General features: G+C 73.5%; 15 protein-coding genes and 1 rRNA gene. 7 read left to right on the top strand and 9 right to left on the bottom strand.

Annotation, left to right across the window (positions count from 1 at the left end):
* The first annotated feature begins 112 nt into the window (after window positions 1-112).
* The 3 genes from ACFVSN_RS38840 (at window position 113) to ACFVSN_RS38830 (ending at window position 3,810) form a co-directional block, all read left to right on the top strand.
* Window positions 113-2,416 (top strand): glycosyl hydrolase family 18 protein, encoded by a 2,304-nt coding sequence (locus ACFVSN_RS38840; protein ID WP_387958047.1) that lies wholly within the window; start codon window positions 113-115, stop codon window positions 2,414-2,416.
* Window positions 2,417-2,662: 246 nt separating this feature from the next.
* A complete protein-coding gene (locus tag ACFVSN_RS38835; protein ID WP_380445638.1) occupies window positions 2,663-2,878 on the top strand; it encodes a hypothetical protein in 216 nt (71 codons plus the stop codon).
* A gap of 197 nt (window positions 2,879-3,075) precedes the next feature.
* On the top strand, window positions 3,076-3,810 hold the full coding sequence (locus ACFVSN_RS38830) for a hypothetical protein (protein ID WP_380445640.1): 735 nt from the start codon (window positions 3,076-3,078) through the stop codon (window positions 3,808-3,810).
* Between the two features lie 64 nt (window positions 3,811-3,874).
* Here the strand turns inward: ACFVSN_RS38830 and ACFVSN_RS38825 are convergent, their stop codons facing one another.
* A complete protein-coding gene (locus ACFVSN_RS38825; protein ID WP_387594302.1) occupies window positions 3,875-5,086 on the bottom strand; it encodes a geranylgeranyl reductase family protein in 1,212 nt (403 codons plus the stop codon).
* Between the two features lie 389 nt (window positions 5,087-5,475).
* Between ACFVSN_RS38825 and ACFVSN_RS38820 the strand changes: the two genes are divergently transcribed.
* The gene (locus ACFVSN_RS38820; RefSeq protein WP_380503624.1) at window positions 5,476-6,840 is read left to right on the top strand and encodes a dipeptidase; all 1,365 of its coding nucleotides are present in this window, start codon (window positions 5,476-5,478) and stop codon (window positions 6,838-6,840) included.
* Here the strand turns inward: ACFVSN_RS38820 and ACFVSN_RS38815 are convergent.
* The 7 genes from ACFVSN_RS38815 to ACFVSN_RS38785 form a co-directional block, all read right to left on the bottom strand.
* Entirely contained in the window at window positions 6,791-7,798 is a 1,008-nt protein-coding gene (locus tag ACFVSN_RS38815) for a DUF4184 family protein (protein WP_387958044.1), read from the bottom strand. The two genes, ACFVSN_RS38820 and ACFVSN_RS38815, sit on opposite strands and share 50 nt — an antisense overlap.
* A 166-nt stretch (window positions 7,799-7,964) precedes the next feature.
* The gene (locus tag ACFVSN_RS38810) at window positions 7,965-9,032 is read right to left on the bottom strand and encodes an NUDIX domain-containing protein (protein WP_380445643.1); all 1,068 of its coding nucleotides are present in this window, start codon (window positions 9,030-9,032) and stop codon (window positions 7,965-7,967) included.
* 562 nt (window positions 9,033-9,594) lie between these two features.
* Entirely contained in the window at window positions 9,595-10,479 is an 885-nt protein-coding gene (locus tag ACFVSN_RS38805; protein WP_380445644.1) for a C40 family peptidase, read from the bottom strand.
* A 226-nt stretch (window positions 10,480-10,705) separates the two neighbouring features.
* Window positions 10,706-12,160, bottom strand: a complete 1,455-nt coding sequence (locus ACFVSN_RS38800; protein WP_387958041.1) for an acyl-CoA synthetase — start codon at window positions 12,158-12,160, stop codon at window positions 10,706-10,708.
* A 199-nt stretch (window positions 12,161-12,359) separates the two neighbouring features.
* The gene (locus ACFVSN_RS38795; RefSeq protein WP_380498554.1) at window positions 12,360-13,322 is read right to left on the bottom strand and encodes an electron transfer flavoprotein subunit alpha/FixB family protein; all 963 of its coding nucleotides are present in this window, start codon (window positions 13,320-13,322) and stop codon (window positions 12,360-12,362) included.
* Between the two features lie 45 nt (window positions 13,323-13,367).
* Window positions 13,368-14,153, bottom strand: coding sequence for an electron transfer flavoprotein subunit beta/FixA family protein (locus ACFVSN_RS38790; protein ID WP_387958039.1), 786 nt, complete (start codon window positions 14,151-14,153; stop codon window positions 13,368-13,370).
* A 335-nt stretch (window positions 14,154-14,488) separates the two neighbouring features.
* Window positions 14,489-14,815 carry a thioredoxin family protein gene (locus ACFVSN_RS38785; RefSeq protein WP_380449061.1) on the bottom strand — a complete coding sequence of 109 codons (327 nt, stop codon included), beginning with the start codon at window positions 14,813-14,815 and terminating at the stop codon, window positions 14,489-14,491.
* A gap of 335 nt (window positions 14,816-15,150) precedes the next feature.
* Here ACFVSN_RS38785 and ACFVSN_RS38780 point away from each other — a divergent pair, with 335 nt between their 5' ends.
* From ACFVSN_RS38780 to ACFVSN_RS38770, 3 genes are all read left to right on the top strand, one after another.
* Complete coding sequence (locus tag ACFVSN_RS38780) at window positions 15,151-15,576, top strand: DUF4395 domain-containing protein (RefSeq protein WP_380449059.1); 426 nt, start codon at window positions 15,151-15,153, stop codon at window positions 15,574-15,576.
* Between the two features lie 217 nt (window positions 15,577-15,793).
* A complete protein-coding gene (locus tag ACFVSN_RS38775; RefSeq protein WP_380449058.1) occupies window positions 15,794-16,564 on the top strand; it encodes a lysophospholipid acyltransferase family protein in 771 nt (256 codons plus the stop codon).
* Window positions 16,565-16,796: 232 nt separating this feature from the next.
* Window positions 16,797-18,152 (top strand): TolB family protein, encoded by a 1,356-nt coding sequence (locus tag ACFVSN_RS38770; protein WP_387958036.1) that lies wholly within the window; start codon window positions 16,797-16,799, stop codon window positions 18,150-18,152.
* Between the two features lie 72 nt (window positions 18,153-18,224).
* Here the strand turns inward: ACFVSN_RS38770 and rrf are convergent.
* Window positions 18,225-18,299, bottom strand: a 5S ribosomal RNA gene (rrf, locus tag ACFVSN_RS38765); the annotation flags it as partial.

Genomic DNA, 18,299 nt, shown 5'->3' with positions numbered 1-18,299 from the left:
TCCTCCTACAGTGCCCATGCCCCGCCCCCACGGCGCGGGCACCGATCGCACACGGATCACCAGCACCGGTTCTACTCCACCCTGTCCAACCCCCACAGACACAGGGAGAACCATGTCCGCTCGATCCCGGGCGGGGCGCCCACGCGTGCGCAGCAGGCTGCTCGCGCTGCTCTCCGTCCTGCTCCTCCCCCTGGCCGCGCTCACCGCGCTGGCCACCCCGGCCCAGGCCACGGGCAGGCTGACCGCCGTCTTCACCACCGCCGACAACGGCTCGTGGTGGCAGGGCACGTACGTCGTCCACAACGACAACGCGGCCGCCGTCACCGGCTGGACGCTGGAGTTCGACCTCCCGGCCGGTGTCACCATCGGCAACACCTACAACGGCACGGCCACCGTGAACGGCCGGCACGTCACGGCCACCAACGCGTTCTACAACGCGACCGTCCCCGCGCACGGCACCACCGAGCCGTACAGCTTCTGGTTCGTGGGCAGCGGCCCTGTCGCCACGCCCCTCAACTGTCGTGTCAACGGCGACAAGTGCGACGGCAGCGCCGATGTCCCGCCGTCCGCGCCCGGTACGCCGTCGGTCACCGAGTCGACGGCGCACACGCTCACGCTCGGCTGGCCGGCCGCGACCGCCGGGGACTTCCCGGTCGCCTCGTACGACGTGCTGAACGGCGCCACCGTCGTCGGCTCCGGCACCGCCACCAGTGCCGTGGTCACGGGCCTCACCCCGGCCACCACGTACACGCTCACCGTCCGCGCCAAGGACACCCGCGGCAACACGAGCGGGCCGAGCGCGCCCGTCACCGCCGCCACCTTCGACCCGTCGACCGACCCGAATCCGCCCACGACACCTGCCAACCTCCGCGCCACCGCGGTGAGTTCGTCCGACGTCACGCTCGCCTGGAACGCCTCGACCGACAGCGTCCGCGTCGCCGCGTACGACGTCTACCAGGGGGGCACCCTCGCGGTGACGGTCGGCGGGAGCACGCTCACGGCCACCGTCGGCGGCCTCTCCCCGTCCACCACCTACACGTTCACCGTCAAGGCCCGCAATCCGGGCGACGTCTCCTCGCCCGCGTCCGCACCGCTCGCCGTCACCACCTCCGACCTGGTCGGTGCCGGAAAGTACGCCCGCGTCGGCTACTTCGTCCAGTGGGGCATCTACGGTCGCCAGTACTTCGTCAAGAACCTCGACACCTCCGGCAGCGCAGCCAAGCTCGACGTCGTCAACTACGCCTTCGAGAACATCGATCCGACCAACCTGACCTGCCTGGCCGGCGTCACCAAGGGCACCACGTCCAACCCGCAGGACCCCGGCCAGGGGACGGGCGCGGGCGACGCCGACGCCGACTACGCCCGCCCGATGAGCGCCGACCAGTCGGTGGACGGCGTCGCCGACGACGGCTGGGGCAAACTCCGCGGCAACTTCAACCAGTTGAAGAAGCTCAAGGCCAAGTACCCGAACCTGAAGGTGGTCGTCTCGCTCGGCGGCTGGACGTACTCCACGTTCTTCTCGGACGTCGCCGCGAGCGACGCCTCCCGGCAGAAGTTCGTCCGGTCCTGCATCGACGTGTGGATCAAGGGCAACCTGCCCGCCTACAACGGCGCGGGCGGCCCCGGCACGGCGGCCGGGATCTTCGACGGCATCGACCTCGACTGGGAGTGGCCCGGCTCCGGCGACGGCCACGCGGGCAACCACTGGAGCGCCGACGACAAGACGAACCTGACCCTGCTGCTGGCCGAGTTCCGCAAGCAGCTCGACGCGCTGGGCGGCCCGCACCGGCTGCTCACCGCCTTCACCCCGGCCGACCCCGCGAAGATCGGCGCGGGCTGGGACCTCACGAAGATCTTCGACTCCCTCGACATCGCCAACGTCCAGGGCTACGACTTCCACGGCTCCGGCAGCGACAACTCGTGGGAGCCCAACCGCACCGGCCACCAGGCCAACCTCAACGCCGACCCCAAGGACCCGTACCCGTTCCACTTCAGCGTGGACGCGGCGGTCCAGGCCTACCTCGGGGCCGGCGTCAACCCGCGCAAGCTCACCATCGGCTTCCCGTTCTACGGCCGCGGCTGGCAGGGCGTGGCCGACGGCGGCGCGTCCGGCGCCTGGCAGTCCGCGACCGGGGCGGCGCCGGGCCAGTTCGCGGAGGAGGCCGGCACCCGCGGGTACGGCAACCTCATCACCAGCGTCCCGGACCTGACCGTCCACCACGACCCGCAGGCCGTCGCGACCTACGGCTACACGGGCGCCGGCGGCCAGTGGTGGACGTTCGACGACGCCTGGTCGATCGCCGGGAAGACGGCCTACCTCAAGTCCAAGAACCTCCTGGGCGGCATGATCTGGGAGATGTCCGGCGACACCCCGACCGGCACCCTGATGTCCGCGATCGACACCGGCCTCCAGTAGCCGGGCCGGCACCTGCCGGGGCCGCGAGGGAACCGCCTCGCCAGGCCCCGGCACTTCCATGTCCGGCACAAATCAAACGAGTTGAGTCACCATCAGATGACGCACGTCTCACGACACCCGAGAGACAAGACGGGCGCGGCACGCTACGCTGGGACGGCGTCACCCCTCCCCACCCTGACCGGGCCCGGCACAGGGTCGGGCTCGCGGCCCCGGGTTTCCCGGAGCCGAACCTCCCGGGGAGGGACCATGGGAAAGCGCTCGTCGCCGCCCGGCGACCTGCGTGGCAAGGCCCGCACGGCGGGGATGCACCTGCGTCGGGCGTACGAGGCCACGGGAACGTGGCTGCAGTCGCCCGCCGGAAGGTTCACGGTCCGGATCGCGGTCGATCTCCTGAAGCTGTACGTGCGCGTCAAGGGGATCGACACCGAACTGCCGTCCGGCACCGACCCCCTCGAGCGGTGAGATGACCACGGCCCCGCCCTGCAGATTGGACCCTCGGGGCGGGTTCGTGTTGCTCAACCAGCCACGATACGCGGTCCGCCATCGGCGCACCACGCCCAGCGCATTGTCGCTCGACCATCACGAGACAATGCGAGACGGCGAGACACCGCGAGACACTGCGAGACAGGACGGCGAACGGATCGGGGGAACGGCGGGCCATGGCCGAGGAAACGCAGGACGTCACACGGCGCGGCCGCCCGTGGGGCCCGATCCGGGGCGAGTCGCCCGAAGTCAGGGCGCTGGCAATGGAGCTGCGGTCATGGGTCGACAAGGCCGGCCTCTCGATCAGCGAACTCGCGCAGCGCCTGCCGCACGGCCGGGCGACGATCGCCCGCCGGCTCGCTGGTACCAATCTGGCGAGTGACTGGGACTTCGTCGTCGACCTCCTCAGGGCGACGACCGTGCCCGAGTCCGAGCTCCGCGCACGCCGGCGCGCAGGCGCGCGACAGCTCTGGGAGCGGGCTGCGCACAGCGCTACCCTCACCCGCCTCCCGGCCGAACAGGATCCGCCCATCGCCATCGCGACGCGCCTTCCTGCCGAGCAGGATCCGCCCTCCGAGGGCCAGTTCAGCAGTGGTGGCGGCGTTGTCATCTCCGGCACGGTCCACGGCGGCATCAACATCACGGCGCCCGAACCGGGCGAGGCCCTCGCGACCGTCCAACAGCAGCTGATCGCGGCCCAGGAACGCGTGATCGCCCTGATGGACGAGCTCATCGCCGCGCAGCAGCGGAACCGCGAACTCACCGACCAACTGAGCCGGTCCCATGCCGTGCTCGAGTCCTTTCTCCGCTCCGTGAACGAGCAAGGAGAGGAGGAACCGTCCGCCGAGCGGCTGCGCGCCGGTATCGCCCGGACGCTCGACGCGCTCCCCTCCCCACGGGAACAGAGCTGAGGGCCGGCGCTCCCCTCCGAGGAACGCCGGCCCTCCCGCCCTACAGGAGCAACGCCCTGCGGGACTACCGCGAGGCCAGCGCCGACAGCCTGCGCGCCGCGCGGTACTGGCGCAGCACCTGGGCGAAGGTCGTGTGCCCCTGGGTCGTGCGGGCGAAGGCGCGCCAGGCGGCCGGCACCAGGCAGACCGCGGCGTGGAACAGGTACGGCCGGCGCTCGAAGGCCGCCAGCAGCTGCTTGCCCGCCCGCATCTCCACCCCCAGGCCCGCCTTGATGGCGAACGCGTAGTTGAGCGCCTCGCGCCGCACCCCGGCCGCGTCGCCCGCCTCGGCGACCTTCACCGCCCACTCGCCGGCCAGCCGGCCCGAGCGCAGCGCGTACGAGATGCCCTCGCGGGTCCACGGCTCCAGCAGGCCGGCCGCGTCCCCGGCGACCAGCACCCGGCCGCGCGAGAGCGGCGAGTCCTCGGCCCGGCAGCGGGTCAGGTGGCCGGACTCGACGCTCGGCGTGAAGCCGGACAGGCCCAGCCGTCGGACGTAGTCGGCGAGGTACTGCTTCGTCCCCTCCCCGTCGCCGCGCGCCGAGATGACGCCGACGGTCAGGCTGCTCGACTCGGTCTTCGGGAAGACCCAGCCGTAACTGCCGGGCAGCGGGCCCCAGTCGAGGTGGATCCGGCCCGCCCAGTCGGCGGCGACCTGCGGCGGCACCGGGATCTCCGCCTCCAGGCCCAGGTCGATCTGGTCGAAGGTGACGCCCACGTGCCGGCCGATCCGGCTGGCGCTGCCGTCCGCGCCGACCACCGCGCGCGCCTCGAACCGGCGCCCGTCGGCGGCCGTCACCAGCGCCGTGCGGTGGTCCCCGCCGCGCTGTTCGACGCCGGTGACGGTCACACCGGTGACCAGCACGGCGCCCGCCTGCTTGGCCGCCTGCACCAGGCGCAGGTCGAACTCGTCGCGGTTGACCAGGCCGAACAGCATCCGCTTCGAACGCTGCGTCCGGGTGTACTGCCCCCGGTAGGCGAAGGTGACGGCGTGCACGCGGTCCTGGAGCGGCAGCCGGAAGTCCGGCGGCAGGCTGTCCCGGGAGGGGCCGATGATCCCGCCGCCGCAGGTCTTGTAGCGGGGGTGCTCGGCCTTGTCGAGCAGCAGCACCCGGCGGCCCTGGACGGCGGCGGCGTGCGCGGCCGAGGCCCCGGCCGGTCCGGCGCCGACCACCACGACGTCCCAGACGCCGTCGACCACGTCGAGCGCGTCGGCTGCGTCACGCGAGTCGACCACGTCGGCTGCGTCACCCGAGTCGAGCGTGTCGGGCCCCGGATCCGACGGACCGTCGGAAGGCCGGACGAGTCTCTCGGGCGCCTCGGACGCTTCCGACGCCTCGGACGCCGTCGGCAGTTCGGACGCCTCGGCGTCGAGCGGGCTGCGGGAATCGGAGCTTCCGGAGTCAGTCACGTCGAGCAATCCTATGCGTCCGCACCGGTCCCTGCCGAGCCGCACCACACCACGGCGACCACCCCGCACCACACCGGCGCACCACACCGCCGCACCCGCACCGCACCCTCACCCGCCCACCCCCGCCCGCTGCTCCGCCTATGATCGGCGGTACCCCAACCGCCCGTACCCGCCCGGACCATCCCTCGGGCGGCCCCGTCCCCGGAGCAGCCCCGATGTCACAGCCCCTGGCCGACGCCGTCCGGTCCCTGATGGACCGCGCCCGCACCGACCTCGCCGAGCTGGTCGCCTTCCCGTCGGTCGCCGACCCGCGCCAGTTCCCGGTCGAGGAGTGCGAGAAGGCCGCGCGCTGGACCGCCGAGGCGTTCGCCGCCGAGGGCCTGACCAACGTGCAGCTGATCGACACCCCGGACGGCACCCAATCCGTCTACGCCGAGCTCCCCGGCCCCGAGGGCGCGCCGACGGTCCTGCTGTACTCGCACTACGACGTCCAGCCGCCGCTCGACGAGGACGCCTGGCTGAGCCCCGCCTTCGAACTGACCGAGCGTGACGGCCGCTGGTACGGCCGCGGCGCGGCCGACTGCAAGGGCAACATCCTGATGCACCTGACCGCCCTGCGCGCCCTGCGCCAGGTGTACGGAGACGCGTACCCGGTCGGCCTGAAGATCATCGTCGAGGGCTCGGAGGAGCAGGGCACCGGCGGCCTCCAGCAGTACGCCGAGGCGCACCCGGAGCTCCTCACCGCCGACGTCATCGTCATCGGCGACACCGGCAACTTCGCCCCCGGCCTGCCCACCGTCACCGCGTCGCTGCGCGGCATGACGGTCGTCGAGGTCTCCCTCACCACCCTCGCCGGCAACCTGCACTCCGGCGCCTTCGGCGGCGCCGCCCCGGACGCGCTGCAGTCCCTCGTGAAGGTGCTCGCCTCGCTGCACGACGAGAACGGCGACGTCGCCGTCGCCGGGCTGGCCACCGGCCAGACCTGGGAGGGCGTCCAGTACCCGGAGGAGCAGTTCCGCGCCGACGCCAAGGTGCTGGACGGCGTCGCCCTCACCGGCACCGGCTCCGTCGCCGACCGGCTCTGGGCCCGCCCGTCCGTCACCGTCCTCGGCATCGACGCCCCGCCGGTGATCGGCGCGACCTCGTCCGTGCAGGCCGCCGCCAAGGCGCTCGTGAGCCTGCGGGTGCCGCCGGGCACCGACTCGGCCGCCGCCCAGGACCTGCTGGTCGCCCACCTGGAGGCGCACGTGCCGCTCGGCGCGCACCTGACGGTCGAGCGCCAGGGCAACGGCGCGGCGTTCAGCGCCGACACCACCGGCCCGGCCTACGAGGCGATGGGCAAGGCCATGGCCGAGGCCTTCGGCACCCCGATGGTCGTCTCCGGCGAGGGCGGTTCGATCCCGCTCTGCGACACGCTGCGCACGCTGTACCCGCAGGCCGAGATCGTGCTGATCGGCGTGGAGGAGCCGACCACCCAGATCCACGCGGTCAACGAGAGCGTGGACCCGAAGGAGCTGGAGCTGATGGCCCTCAGCGAGGCCCTGTTCCTGCGTCACTACGCCGAACTGCGCTCCGCCTGACGGAGGTTGTGCCCGCCCCCGCGGCGGGCACGCGCCGCCCCGAGGACACACCGGACGACCCACCGGCCGACCCACCGGACGATGCGCCGCCCGGTACGCCGCCCGGTGCCCCCGGGGACGCACCGGGCACCGCGCCCGCCGCCCGGCCGGCGGCTGCTCCCAGTCGCCGGCCCCTGGCCACCACCACGGCCGCGACGGCCGCCGCGTAACCGGCCGCACCCACCGCGAGCCCGGCCCCGGCGCCGAAGCAGAACTCCGGGATCAGCCCGCGGCGCAACGGGCTGATCCGGTGCGCCACCCCGGCCGCCGTCGCCAGGCCCAGCGCCACGACGGCGGCCCTCCGGCCCGTCGGCGAGAGCGCGACGGCGGGCCGCACCGGCTCGACGGCCCGCGCCGCGCGCACCGCCCAGCCGCCCACGGCCGCGAGCGCGAGGGCCGAACTCCCGTACTGCAGAGCCGAGTAGAGCGGCACACCGGCCACCTCCCGGTCGAGCACCGGCAGCAGCCGCACCCCCAACCGCCCCTCGTGGGTGAAGGCGTCCCACCCCACGTGCGTGGCCGCGCCGACCGCCGCCGACACCGCGAACCACCCCGCTCGTGCCGCCGCCTCCGGGCCGCCACGGCGCGCCACCGCCATCACGCCACCGCGCGGAACCGTCAGCGCCTCCGCCGCTCCCGCCCACCGCTCGGGCAGCAGCGCCACCAGCGGCCCACGCAGAAGCCCGTGCCAGCCCGCCACCAGCGCGCCCGCGACCGCCACGTCCAGCGTCGGCACCGCCCACCACCGGTGCGTCAACCCGCCGTGCCCGTACACCCCGGGCAGCAGGGACTCGGCGAAGAACGGCACGTCGGGCGCCATCGACCCGGCGACCAGCGCCGACGCCACGAGCGGCCCGCGCTCCCCGGCGGCGCGCAGCAGGGGCAGGACGGCGGCGGGGTGGCTGAACGTGAACGGCATGCGCCCATCCTGCCCGCTCCCACCCCGGCCCGCCGACCGCCCACGCCCTACCGTTTGGAGCCGCTCCGCCGTTCCGGGGCACTCCGCCGCCCCGCGCCCCACTGCTCCGCCACCCCTCGCCCCTCACCCCTCGCGCCGGGCCCTCGCACCGGGCCCCGCGCACCGCCTACGCCGCGTCCGCCGCCCTGGCCAGCCCCGCCGCGACCCGCCGCCCCGCCTCCAGGTACCGCAGCTCCCCGCTGCGCCGGGCGTCCAGCGTCGCGGCCAGCCGCCGGTACCGGCTCGGCGGCAGCAGGTCGGCGGCCTCGTCCAGCGTGACGAAGCGGCAGTTCCGCAGTTCCTCCCGCTGGAGCAGGAGCCCCTGCCGGGCGGTGGCGTCCAGCAGCCCGCCGTCGTACATGAGCCGCAGGCCGCCGCGGCGGGGCCCGGTGCGCGGCTCCCAGTCGACGGCGAGCAGCCGCAGGGCGGCCGGGTCGAGCCGCAGGCCGAGTTCCTCGGCGGTCTCGCGCAGGGCGGCGTCGGTGGGGGCCTCGCCGCGTTCGACGACGCCGCCCGGGAAGTCCCAGTCGGGCTTGTAGACCGGATCGACGAGGAGCACGCGGTCCTGCTCGTCGAAGAACAGGACGGCGGAGGCGACGGTGTCCTCGGTCGGGTCGGGCGTCTGGACGATCGGGCAGCGGGCGGCGCCGTCGCGGACGAGGTCGGCGATCCGTTCGGCGGTCTCGCGCGGCGTGAGCCCGCCGGTGTCGAGCGCGCGGGCGTCGCGCAGCAGCCAGCGCCGGGCGGCGCGGTAGCGCGGCAGGTGCTCCAGGCCCCACCGGCGGACCCGGTCGCTGGCCTCGGGGTCGCCCGGGCACGCGTCGCGCTGCTCGATGCGCTCGCGCAGGATCGTTTCTTCGGGATCCAGGACGACGTGGTGCACCGCGATGCCGTGCGAGGCCAGGTCGCCGAAGATCTCGTCCCGGTAGTCCTCTCTGAGCAGAGTCATCGGGACCACCAGGGGGCCCGGCACCTCGCCGAGCAGCGCGGCCGCCACCTCGGGGACGAGCCGGCGCCAGGCCGGCAGGTCCTGGAAGTCCGACACCGCCGACAGCCGGTCGGCCGGGAGCATCCCCCGCAGCCCGGCCCCCACCAGCTCGGGGTCGAACAGCGTGCTCCCGGGAAGCAGTTCCACCAACTCGCGGCAGGCGCTGGTCTTGCCCGCCCCGAACGTGCCATTGACCCAGACGATCACAACGTCCCCTGCCCCTCGACTTCCCCCGATGCCGTTCGCACCGGGCGGCGCCCCCGTCGTCGAACCAGCGCCACCCGTGGTGGTACCCCCGCCGCGCGGCTCCCCATACCTTCCCGCGCCCTCCACTGCGCCGCCCCGGCCTGCCCTGTGACAGCGGCATGTGCCCAGGCCAGGAGCCCGGGCGGCGGACGGCGCCGACCGTTCGCGCAGGCCTCCGTGCGCGCTTCGCACGCCTACGGCCCGCCCCCGCCGCGCCCCATCAAGCCGGCTCGCGCGCCGATACAACGGCGCTCACACAACGGCACACGCCCCACGCGCACCACCCCCGCGCACGACCGTACGCCCTCCACGTCCCCGCCCTCGCACCGGATCCCCCGACACCCGCCGCCGACCCGCACCGCCACCGAGCCGAGCCGAGCCGTCACCGTGGTCGACACCACCGGCGCCCGCGGGGCCCTCCCCCGCCCGACGGACCTCTGACCCGTCACCTCCCGAGGTCAATGTCCTTACACGGAAAGGGCGTTCGGGCCCGAACAGGTCCGAACGCCCTCCGCTCACACGGCTACGGACGCCCCATGTAGGCCGGGTAGTAGCCGCTGCTGATGCCCGAGATCCGGATGTTGGTCCCCGGCCGGGCCGCCTCGACGTACTGGTTGTTGCCCAGGTAGATCGCCACGTGCTGGATGCCCCGCCTCGTGCCGTCGGGCGACCAGAACAGCAGGTCGCCGCGGCGCAGCTGGCCCGCGTTGATCGGCGTGGTCGCCTCGTACTGGTCGTTGGCCACCCGCGGCAGGTCGATGCCGCCGCGCCGGAACGCCTGCTGCACCAGGCCGGAGCAGTCGTAGCCGTCCGGCCCGTTGCCCGCGATCTCGAAGGGCTTGCCGAGCTGCGCGAGCGCGAACTGGATCGCCGTCTCGACGTTCCGGTCCGCCGCGGGCGGCGCCGCGCTGGAGGAGGACGACGAGGACGAGCCCCCTCCTCCCGTGCGGTTGAGGTAGATGTCGTAGTGGGTGGTCCAGCGCCACTCGCCCTTGCTGTTCTTGAACCAGTACCGCGACCCGTCCCAGCCCTGCTTGATCCCCCCGTTGGACTTCGCGCCGGAAGTCGAGGACGACGTCTTGGCCGTCGAGCCGCCCCCGGTGCGCGCCTTGTAGACGCTGTAGTGCGTCGTCCAGCGCCACTCGCCCTTGCTGTTCTTGAACCAGTACCGCGACCCGTCCCAGCCGGCGTGGGCCGGCGCCGACTCGGCGGACGCGGGGGTCACGCCGGTGCCGAGGCCGATCACACCCGCGCCGGCGACGATCACGGCCACCATGCCTATCCCGCGGCGCACCCGCCCGGCCCGGGAGGGACGGGCCGCGGCCCTGCGGTCGGCGGTGGGGGTGGTGGCGTGCTGCCGGGTCGGCTCGTCGGAGGCATCCGGTGCGCCGGTGTTGACGGTGGTCATCCTGCTGACTTCCTTCACTGCTGCGGAAACGCGGAGTGATCCGAGCCGTCGAACCGGCCCCAAAGGGGACGGACCGGACGATTCGGTCCTGTCGCGTGTCACGTTAGGCACGCGTCCGCACCCGGCGCGCAGTGGAGTGAGCCAAAGGAAGGGTCACGAAGGGTAAGCGCCGAACGGGGCATCAGGGTGAGCCCCCGTCACCGGAGCGGTTCCCGACGCCCCCTCATCACCGCTCGCCGGACTCCGCCAGCAGCTGCTTCTTGAGCACCTTTCCCATGGCGTTCCTTGGGAGTTCGGGCACCAGGACGACCCGCCGCGGGCGCTTGTGCACGGACAGCCGCTCGGCCACGAACGCCGTCAGCTGGTCCCCCGTCACCGGACCGTCCGCGATGACGTACGCGACGACGGCCTGCCCGAGGTCCTCGTCCGGCGCGCCGACCACCGCCGCGTCGGCGACGGCCGGGTGGTCGCGCAGCGCGGCCTCCACCTCGCCGGCGCCGATCCGGTAGCCGCCGCTCTTGATCAGGTCCACCGAGGCGCGGCCGACGATCCGGTGGAAGCCGTCCGGGCCGATCACCGCGACGTCGCCGGTGCGGAACCAGCCGTCCGCGGTCCACGCCTCGGCATCGGCGTCCGGCCGGTTGAGGTAGCCGGAGAAGAGGGTCGGTCCGACGACCTGCAGCTCGCCGACGGTCTCCCCGTCGGACGGCACGGGCGCGCCGTCCTCGCCGACCAGCCGGGTGCGGACGCCGTCCAGCGGCAGACCGACGCTGCCGGGCCGACGCTCGCCGTCGGCCCGGGTGCTGACGGTGATCAGCGACTCCGTCATCCCGTAGCGCTCGATGGGCGCGTGGCCGGTCAGCTCCGCGAGCCTCTCGAACACCGGGACGGGCAGCGGCGCGCTGCCCGAGACCAGCAGCCGGGCGCCGGCGAGGGCGGACGCGGCCTCCGGGTCCGCCGCCAGCCGGGACCAGACGGTCGGCACGCCGAAGTACAGGCTGCCACCGGCGGCCGCGTACCCGGCGGGAGTGGGCCGGCCGGTGTGGACGAGGCGGCTGCCGGTGCGCAGGGCGCCGAGCACGCCGAGCACCAGGCCGTGGACGTGGAAGAGCGGCAGGCCGTGGACGAGCGTGTCCCCGGCGGTCCACTGCCAGGCGGCGGCGAGCGCGTCCAGGTCGGCGGCGACGGCCTCGCGGCGGATCACCGCGCCCTTCGGCGCGCCCGTGGTACCGGAGGTGTAGAGGACGAACCCGGCGGCATCCCCGGCCGGCTCGGCGTAGGTCGTCGCGGAACGCGCCGCCGGATCGACCGGCAGCGCCTCGACGCCGCCCACCGCGCCCGCCGCCGCGGCGCCCACCACGATGTCCTCGACCGCGCTGTCCCCGATGGCGTGCGCCAGCAGCGCGGCCCCCGAGTCGCGCAGGATGTGCTCGCGCTCCTTCGGCCCGGAGTCGGGCGGCAGCGGCACCACGGGCACGCCCGCCAACAGGCCGCCGACCACGGCGGTGACGGTCTCGACGCTCGGCCGCGCCAGCACCGCGAGCGCGGGGGCACCGGCGACCCGGTCGGCCACGGCGGTCGCCGCGCCCAGCAGGTCCTCCCGCGAGAACGCGCGCCCGTCGATCCGCAGCGCGTCGGCGGAGTCCCCGAAGCCGCCCTGAAGTGCCGTCAGCAGTGCCATGCGTCCGTCCTCGCCTCTCCACAGGTGTCGCGCCGACTCTACGGGCCCGCCGCGAACGCCCGGGAACAACGGGACGGGAACAGCGGCCCGGGACCAGCAGGACGGGACCAGCGGCCCGTGAACAGCGGGGCGGCCCGGGAACGCCGGAGGGCGCGGCACCGAGCACCCGGCACCACGCCCTCCGTCCCCGCGGGGCGGATCAGCCCTTGCGGGCCTTCACCTCGGCGGTGAGCTGCGGCAGGACGGCGAACAGGTCGCCGACGACGCCGTAGTCGACCAGCTCGAAGATCGGGGCCTCGGGGTCCTTGTTGACGGCCACGATGGTCTTCGAGGTCTGCATGCCGGCCCGGTGCTGGATCGCGCCGGAGATGCCCGCCGCGATGTACAGCTGCGGCGAGACCTGCTTGCCGGTCTGGCCGACCTGGTTGGTGTGCGGGTACCAGCCGGCGTCGACGGCGGCGCGGGAGGCGCCGACGGCCGCGCCGAGCGAGTCGGCGAGCTCCTCGACGACGCCGAAGCCCTCGGCAGCACCGACGCCGCGGCCGCCGGAGACCACGATGGCGGCCTCGGTCAGCTCCGGGCGGCCGGTGGACACGCGCGGGGTGCGCGAGACGACCTTGGCGGCGTTGCCGGTGAACTCCACCGACACGTTCTCGACGGCACCGGCGGCCGGGGCGGCCTCCGGGGCGACGGCGTTCGGCTTGACGGTGATGACCGGCGCGCCCTTGGTGACCGTGGACTTCACCTGGAAGGACGCGGCGAACACCGACTGGGTGGCGACCGGAGCGCCGTCGCCGGCCTCCAGGTCGACGGCGTCGGTGATGATGCCGGAGCCGATCCGCAGGGCGACGCGGGCGGCGATCTCCTTGCCCTCGCCGGAGGACGTGACCAGCACCGCGGCGGGCGACACGGTCTTGGCGATCTGGGCCAGGGCGTCCACCTTGGGGACGACCAGCTGGTCGGCGAACTCGGCGCCGTCGGCGACGTACACCTTCGCGGCGCCGAACTCGGCGGCCTTGGCGGCGATGTCGGCCGCGGCACCACCGGCACCGAGGACGACCGCCGACGGCTCGCCGATGCGGCGGGCCAGGGTCAGCAGCTCCAGGGCCGGCTTGCGGACCACACCGTCGGCGTGGTCCACCAGAACCAGGATCTCAGCCATGATTCGTTGCTCCTGATCGATCGTTGGATGCGCGAGCGGGTGGGATTAGATGAACTTCTGGTCGGCGAGGAAGGCGGCGAGCTGCTTGCCGCCCTCGCCCTCGTCCTTGACGACCGTGCCCACGGTGCGCGCCGGACGCGCCACCACCGAGTCGACCGCCGTCCACGCGCCCGCCAGACCGACCTCGTCCGCCTCGATGCCCAGGTCGTCCAGGTCCAGCGACTGCACCGGCTTCTTCTTCGCCGCCATGATGCCCTTGAACGACGGGTACCGGGCCTCGCCCGACTGGTCCGTCACCGACACGACCGCCGGCAGCGACGCCTCGACCAGCTCCGTCGCCGCGTCACCGTCACGACGGCCCCGCACCACGCCGCCCTCGACCGACACCTCCGACAGCAACGTCACCTGCGGCACACCCAGACGCTCCGCCAGCAGCGCCGGCAGCACACCCATCGAACCGTCCGTCGACGCCATGCCACCGATCACCAGGTCGAACCCGGTCTTCTCCAGCGCCTTCGCCAGGACCGCCGACGTCCCGATCACGTCCGAACCGTGGATGTCGTCGTCGTTCACGTGCACGGCCTTGTCCGCACCCATCGACAGCGCCTTGCGCAGCGCGTCCTTCGCGTCGTCCGGCCCCACCGTCAGCACGGTCACCTCGGCGCCCTCGTTCGCCTCCGCGATCCGCAGCGCCTGCTCCACGCCGTACTCGTCCAGCTCCGACAGGAGGCCGTCCACGCCCTCCCGGTCGGTGGTGTGGTCGTCCGCGAAACGACGGTCACCCGTCGCGTCCGGCACGTGCTTCACACAGACAACGATCCTCAAGCTCACGGCCTGTCTCCTGTACTGGTCTCGTCCGGCGGCTGCGGCTGTGCAAGCCGGTGCGAACATGGTTCGCACCTGCTCCGGGCAGCGGATTTCCCGTGCCGGTCCGGAACTTCCTGGCAGCATACTCGCCGGTAGCCCAGTGGTCACTACTGGCCAGTAGCTTACGCCGGGAGGGCTGCACCACCGCCTGCGCCCATCCTGCCCCAGCCCACCCCCGACACCACCCGACGGGGCGGCACATCCGCGGCGGGATTCCCGGCGCCGACGACGAACCGACGACGGCAAACAGATGACAGATAACAGATTTCGTCATCTGTCATCTGTTCGCCGTCACGTGCTCAGACCGCCCGCCCGAGCGCCGCGATCACGTCAGCCTTGCGCGGCATCCCGGCTGCCCGTCGCACCACGCGCCCACCGGCGTCCAGGACGAGCACGGTCGGCGTCCGCAGGATCTCCAGCCGGCGCACCAGCTCCAGCCGTTCCTCCGCGTCCACCTCGACGTGCGCGACGCCGTCGACCATGCCGGCCACCTCCGCGAGCACCCGCCGGGTCGCCCGGCAGGGCTGGCAGAACGCCGTCGAGAACTGGACGAGCGTTGCCCGCTCCCCCAGCGCCCCGCCCAGCTCCGCCTCCGACAGCCGGACCGTCCCGTTCTCGGTAGACACCTTCGACCTCCCGTCGCACCTTCACCAGCAGCAGCTCGCGCCCCACCGCCGCCACCGGCAACCCGGTGACGCACAGCCAAAGGACCCGCCCGCCCCCAGTCTGCGGCAGTCTCATGCTCATCCCAAAAGCGGATTGTCATAGACAGGTCGCCCGCCGACGCTCGGCCCGCGTAGCATCGGCGAGTGGATTCCGACCGCCCTTCGCAGCCGCCGATACCGACCTCCCGCCGCCACGTCGCCCTGGGCCGGGCCACCGCCTCCCGCTGTCACCGTCGCTGACGCGCCGCCCGCACGCGCCCCCCGCCGCCGCCCGTCGCGACCCTCCCGGAGCCCCTGTGCAGATAGACCCCCGCGGCCCCCGCTTCTCCGCCGCGCTCAGCGCGATCGTCCTCGCCGCCGTGCTGATCACCGGCAGCGGCTCGCTCCTCGCCCTCCAGGCCGCCGTCTTCGCACTCCCCGCGTTCGGCGGCCTGCGTCTCTCCCCCTACGGCTGGCTCTACCGCACCTTCGTCCGCCCCCACCTGGCGCCGCCCACCGCGACCGAGGACGAGCGCCCGCCGCGCTTCGCCCAGGGCGTGGGCCTGGTCTTCGCCGCCGTCGGCAGCCTCGGCTTCCTCAGCGCCGTCCCCTGGCTCGGCCTGCTCACCACCGCGTTCGCCCTGGCCGCGACCTTCCTCAACGCCGCGTTCGGCTACTGCCTCGGCTGCGAGATGTACCTGCTGATCCGCCGTGCCCAGGGCCGCCCCGACGTCGTGGCCTGACCCGACCGGGAAAAGTTCCCACCTTGATTCATCACCGATATCACACGGTGAATATCCGCTTGACGGCACGCCTCAGGTGACAGCAGGCACTCGTTCGGGGGATCATCTCCGTGTATCACCCGTGACCGCCGCGGCGTGCCGTGCTCCGGTCGGCCCCCGCGCAACGGCGCGGGTCCCCGCCGTACCGGGCCCCGGCCCGTGGAAGTCAGGACTGACCGTGGCAGAGTTCGTCTACCCGCCGGTGATCGGCGCCGCACTCACCGCCTTCCGCGCGCTCGACGTGCGCATCAAGATCGTGGGTGCCGAGCACATCCCCGCCAAGGGCGGAGCCGTGCTGGTCAGCAACCACATCAGCTACCTCGACTTCCTCTTCGCCGGCCTCGGCGCCTACCGCGGCGGCAAGCGCAAGACCCGCTTCATGGCCAAGGACGACGTCTTCAAGCACGGCGTCTCCGGCCCGCTGATGCGCGGCATGAAGCACATCCCGGTCGACCGGACCGACGGCCAGCCCGCGTACGAGGCCGCGGTGCGCGCCCTCAAGGCCGGTGAGGTCGTCGGGGTGTTCCCCGAGGCGACCATCAGCCGCTCGTTCATGCTGAAGAAGTTCAAGACCGGCGCCGCCCGCATGGCCGCCGACTCCGGCACCCCGCTGCTGCCCGTCGTCCTGTGGGGCACCCAGCAGCTCTGGACCAAGGGCCGCCCGAAGACCCTGACCAAGCGGCACGTCCCCGTCACCATCATGATCGGCGAGCCGATCCACCTCACCGCCGGCGACAAGCCGGTCATGGTCACCCGGAGACTGCGCGCCGCGATGAGCGAGATGCTCGACCGCGCCCAGCGCGAGTACCCCGGCAAGCCCTCCGGCCCGAACGACACCTGGTGGCTGCCGGCCCAGCTGGGCGGCACCGCGCCCACCCTGGAGGTCGCCGAGGCCGAGGACGAGGCGGAGGCCCTCGCCAAGGCCGAGCGCCGCGCCGCCAAGGGCTGAGCCCGCCGACCGGTCCCGGCCCTTCACCGCCCGGGTCCGTCGCCTCCCCTGCCTGCCGCCCCCACTCCGCCATTACTCCGTGTGGCCGAGCGAACGCGCTCCGACGCGTGTCGCCCGGCCGCCGACACCTCCCGTCTGACACAGTGACAGACCCGTTCGGGGGCCTTCGTCCTGAATCGGCGACGGAGCGAGAGTCGGAGCGGCCGCGAGGCCGGAGACGGAGATGACGCGGATGACCGGCACAGGGCAGTCAGCCACGACCAGGGCCCGCACCCGCGCAAGCGCCGGTGCGGGCCTTCTGCTGCTGGGCACCCTGCTCGCCGGCTGCGGAGCCGAGCCCGGCGAGATCCCGCTCTCCGAGATCCGGCCCGAGAGCCCCACCGCCACGCCCGAGCCGACGACCGCCTCCCCCACCCCCGGCGTCGTCGGCGCCGCGGCCGGTGCCACCGGCGCCGCCGCGGTGGCGGCGCACAACGGCCTGATCGCCGGCCGGGCGTTCGTCGACCCCGGCCGCACCACCAGCGCCATCGTCACCGTCGGCCCCGACGGGAGCGGCGAACACCAGGTCACCCAGCCGCCCGCCCGCGCCCGCGACGACCGTCCCGACTGGTCCCCCGACGGCAGCACCATCACCTTCGACCGCACCGACCCGCAGACGGGCACCGCCCGGCTCTGGACGGTCGCCGCGAGCGGCGACGGCGAGCACCAGATCGGCCAGCTCTGCGAGAACGGCACCGCCGACTGCAGCAACGAGGACGAACGCGCCCCCGCCTACTCCCCCGACGGCACGCAGCTCGCGTTCAGCCGCTCCTGGGGCGCCGTCAACCCGGCCGGCAACAACACCACCCAGATCCAGTACTCCGACCTCTACCTGATGGCCCCGGACGGCACCAACGTCCAGCGCCTCACCTTCCTCACCAACGACAAGCCGTACTCCGGCGAGGTCGGGAACCCCAGCTGGTCCCCCGACGGCAAGCGCCTCGCCTTCGAGTACCGCACCGGCGCGAGCGGACAGCCCGCCAACTCCCGGGCCGTGTACGTCGTCAACACCGACGGGACGGGCCTGCGTCAGCTCACCCCCTGGGAGCTCCGCGCCGGCGACCGCGCGAGCTGGTCCCCGGACGGCAGCCAGATCCTCTTCACCACCTACCCGGCCGGCCCCGAGAACGCGCCCGGCGGCGGCATCTACACCGTCCACCCCGACGGGAGCGCCATCGCCGCCCTCACTCCCGCCCCTTCCGACGCCTACTACGGCGCCGCCTCCTACGCACCCGACGGCCGGTCGATCGTCTTCGCCCAGGCCCCCGCAGGCGCGACCGCCGACCTCTACAGCATGCAGCCGGACGGTACCGGGGTCGCCCGGCTCACCAACAGCGCCGGCAAGTGGCTCAGCCGGCCTAAGTGGGGTACGGCCGCGCCGTCCGCGCCCGCGGCGCCCACCCAGGCCCCGGCCCAGGCACAAGCGCCGGCCCAAGCTCAGGCCCCGGCTCAGGCACCAACCCAGGCGCCGGCACAAGCCCAACCGTCGGCGAACGCCCAGGTGAACCCGCAGGCCCCGGACGGCCAGGACAGCGAGGACGACAACTGAGCCTCTCCGGAAAATCACCGGAAACGCAAAAAGACCCACTCCCGATCGGGAGTGGGTCTTTTTGGAATGATTGTTCGGCGGCGTCCTACTCTCCCACAGGGTCCCCCCTGCAGTACCATCGGCGCTGTGAGGCTTAGCTTCCGGGTT

Origin of the sequence: Kitasatospora sp. NPDC057904 (assembly GCF_042887925.1) — a bacterium.
Taxonomy (GTDB): Bacteria; Actinomycetota; Actinomycetes; order Streptomycetales; family Streptomycetaceae; genus Kitasatospora.
The sequence above is the reverse complement of the archived record's forward strand: the minus strand, read 5'-3'. Positions and strand labels throughout refer to the sequence as shown.

Coding starts and splice junctions, on each gene's coding strand:
- ACFVSN_RS38840 (WP_387958047.1), top strand. CDS start 113: ATGTCCGCTCGATCCCGGGCGGGGCGCCCACGCGTGCGCAGCAGGCTG.
- ACFVSN_RS38835 (WP_380445638.1), top strand. CDS start 2,663: ATGGGAAAGCGCTCGTCGCCGCCCGGCGACCTGCGTGGCAAGGCCCGC.
- ACFVSN_RS38830 (WP_380445640.1), top strand. CDS start 3,076: ATGGCCGAGGAAACGCAGGACGTCACACGGCGCGGCCGCCCGTGGGGC.
- ACFVSN_RS38820 (WP_380503624.1), top strand. CDS start 5,476: ATGTCACAGCCCCTGGCCGACGCCGTCCGGTCCCTGATGGACCGCGCC.
- ACFVSN_RS38815 (WP_387958044.1), bottom strand. CDS start 7,798: ATGCCGTTCACGTTCAGCCACCCCGCCGCCGTCCTGCCCCTGCTGCGC.
- ACFVSN_RS38805 (WP_380445644.1), bottom strand. CDS start 10,479: ATGACCACCGTCAACACCGGCGCACCGGATGCCTCCGACGAGCCGACC.
- ACFVSN_RS38800 (WP_387958041.1), bottom strand. CDS start 12,160: ATGGCACTGCTGACGGCACTTCAGGGCGGCTTCGGGGACTCCGCCGAC.
- ACFVSN_RS38795 (WP_380498554.1), bottom strand. CDS start 13,322: ATGGCTGAGATCCTGGTTCTGGTGGACCACGCCGACGGTGTGGTCCGC.
- ACFVSN_RS38770 (WP_387958036.1), top strand. CDS start 16,797: ATGACCGGCACAGGGCAGTCAGCCACGACCAGGGCCCGCACCCGCGCA.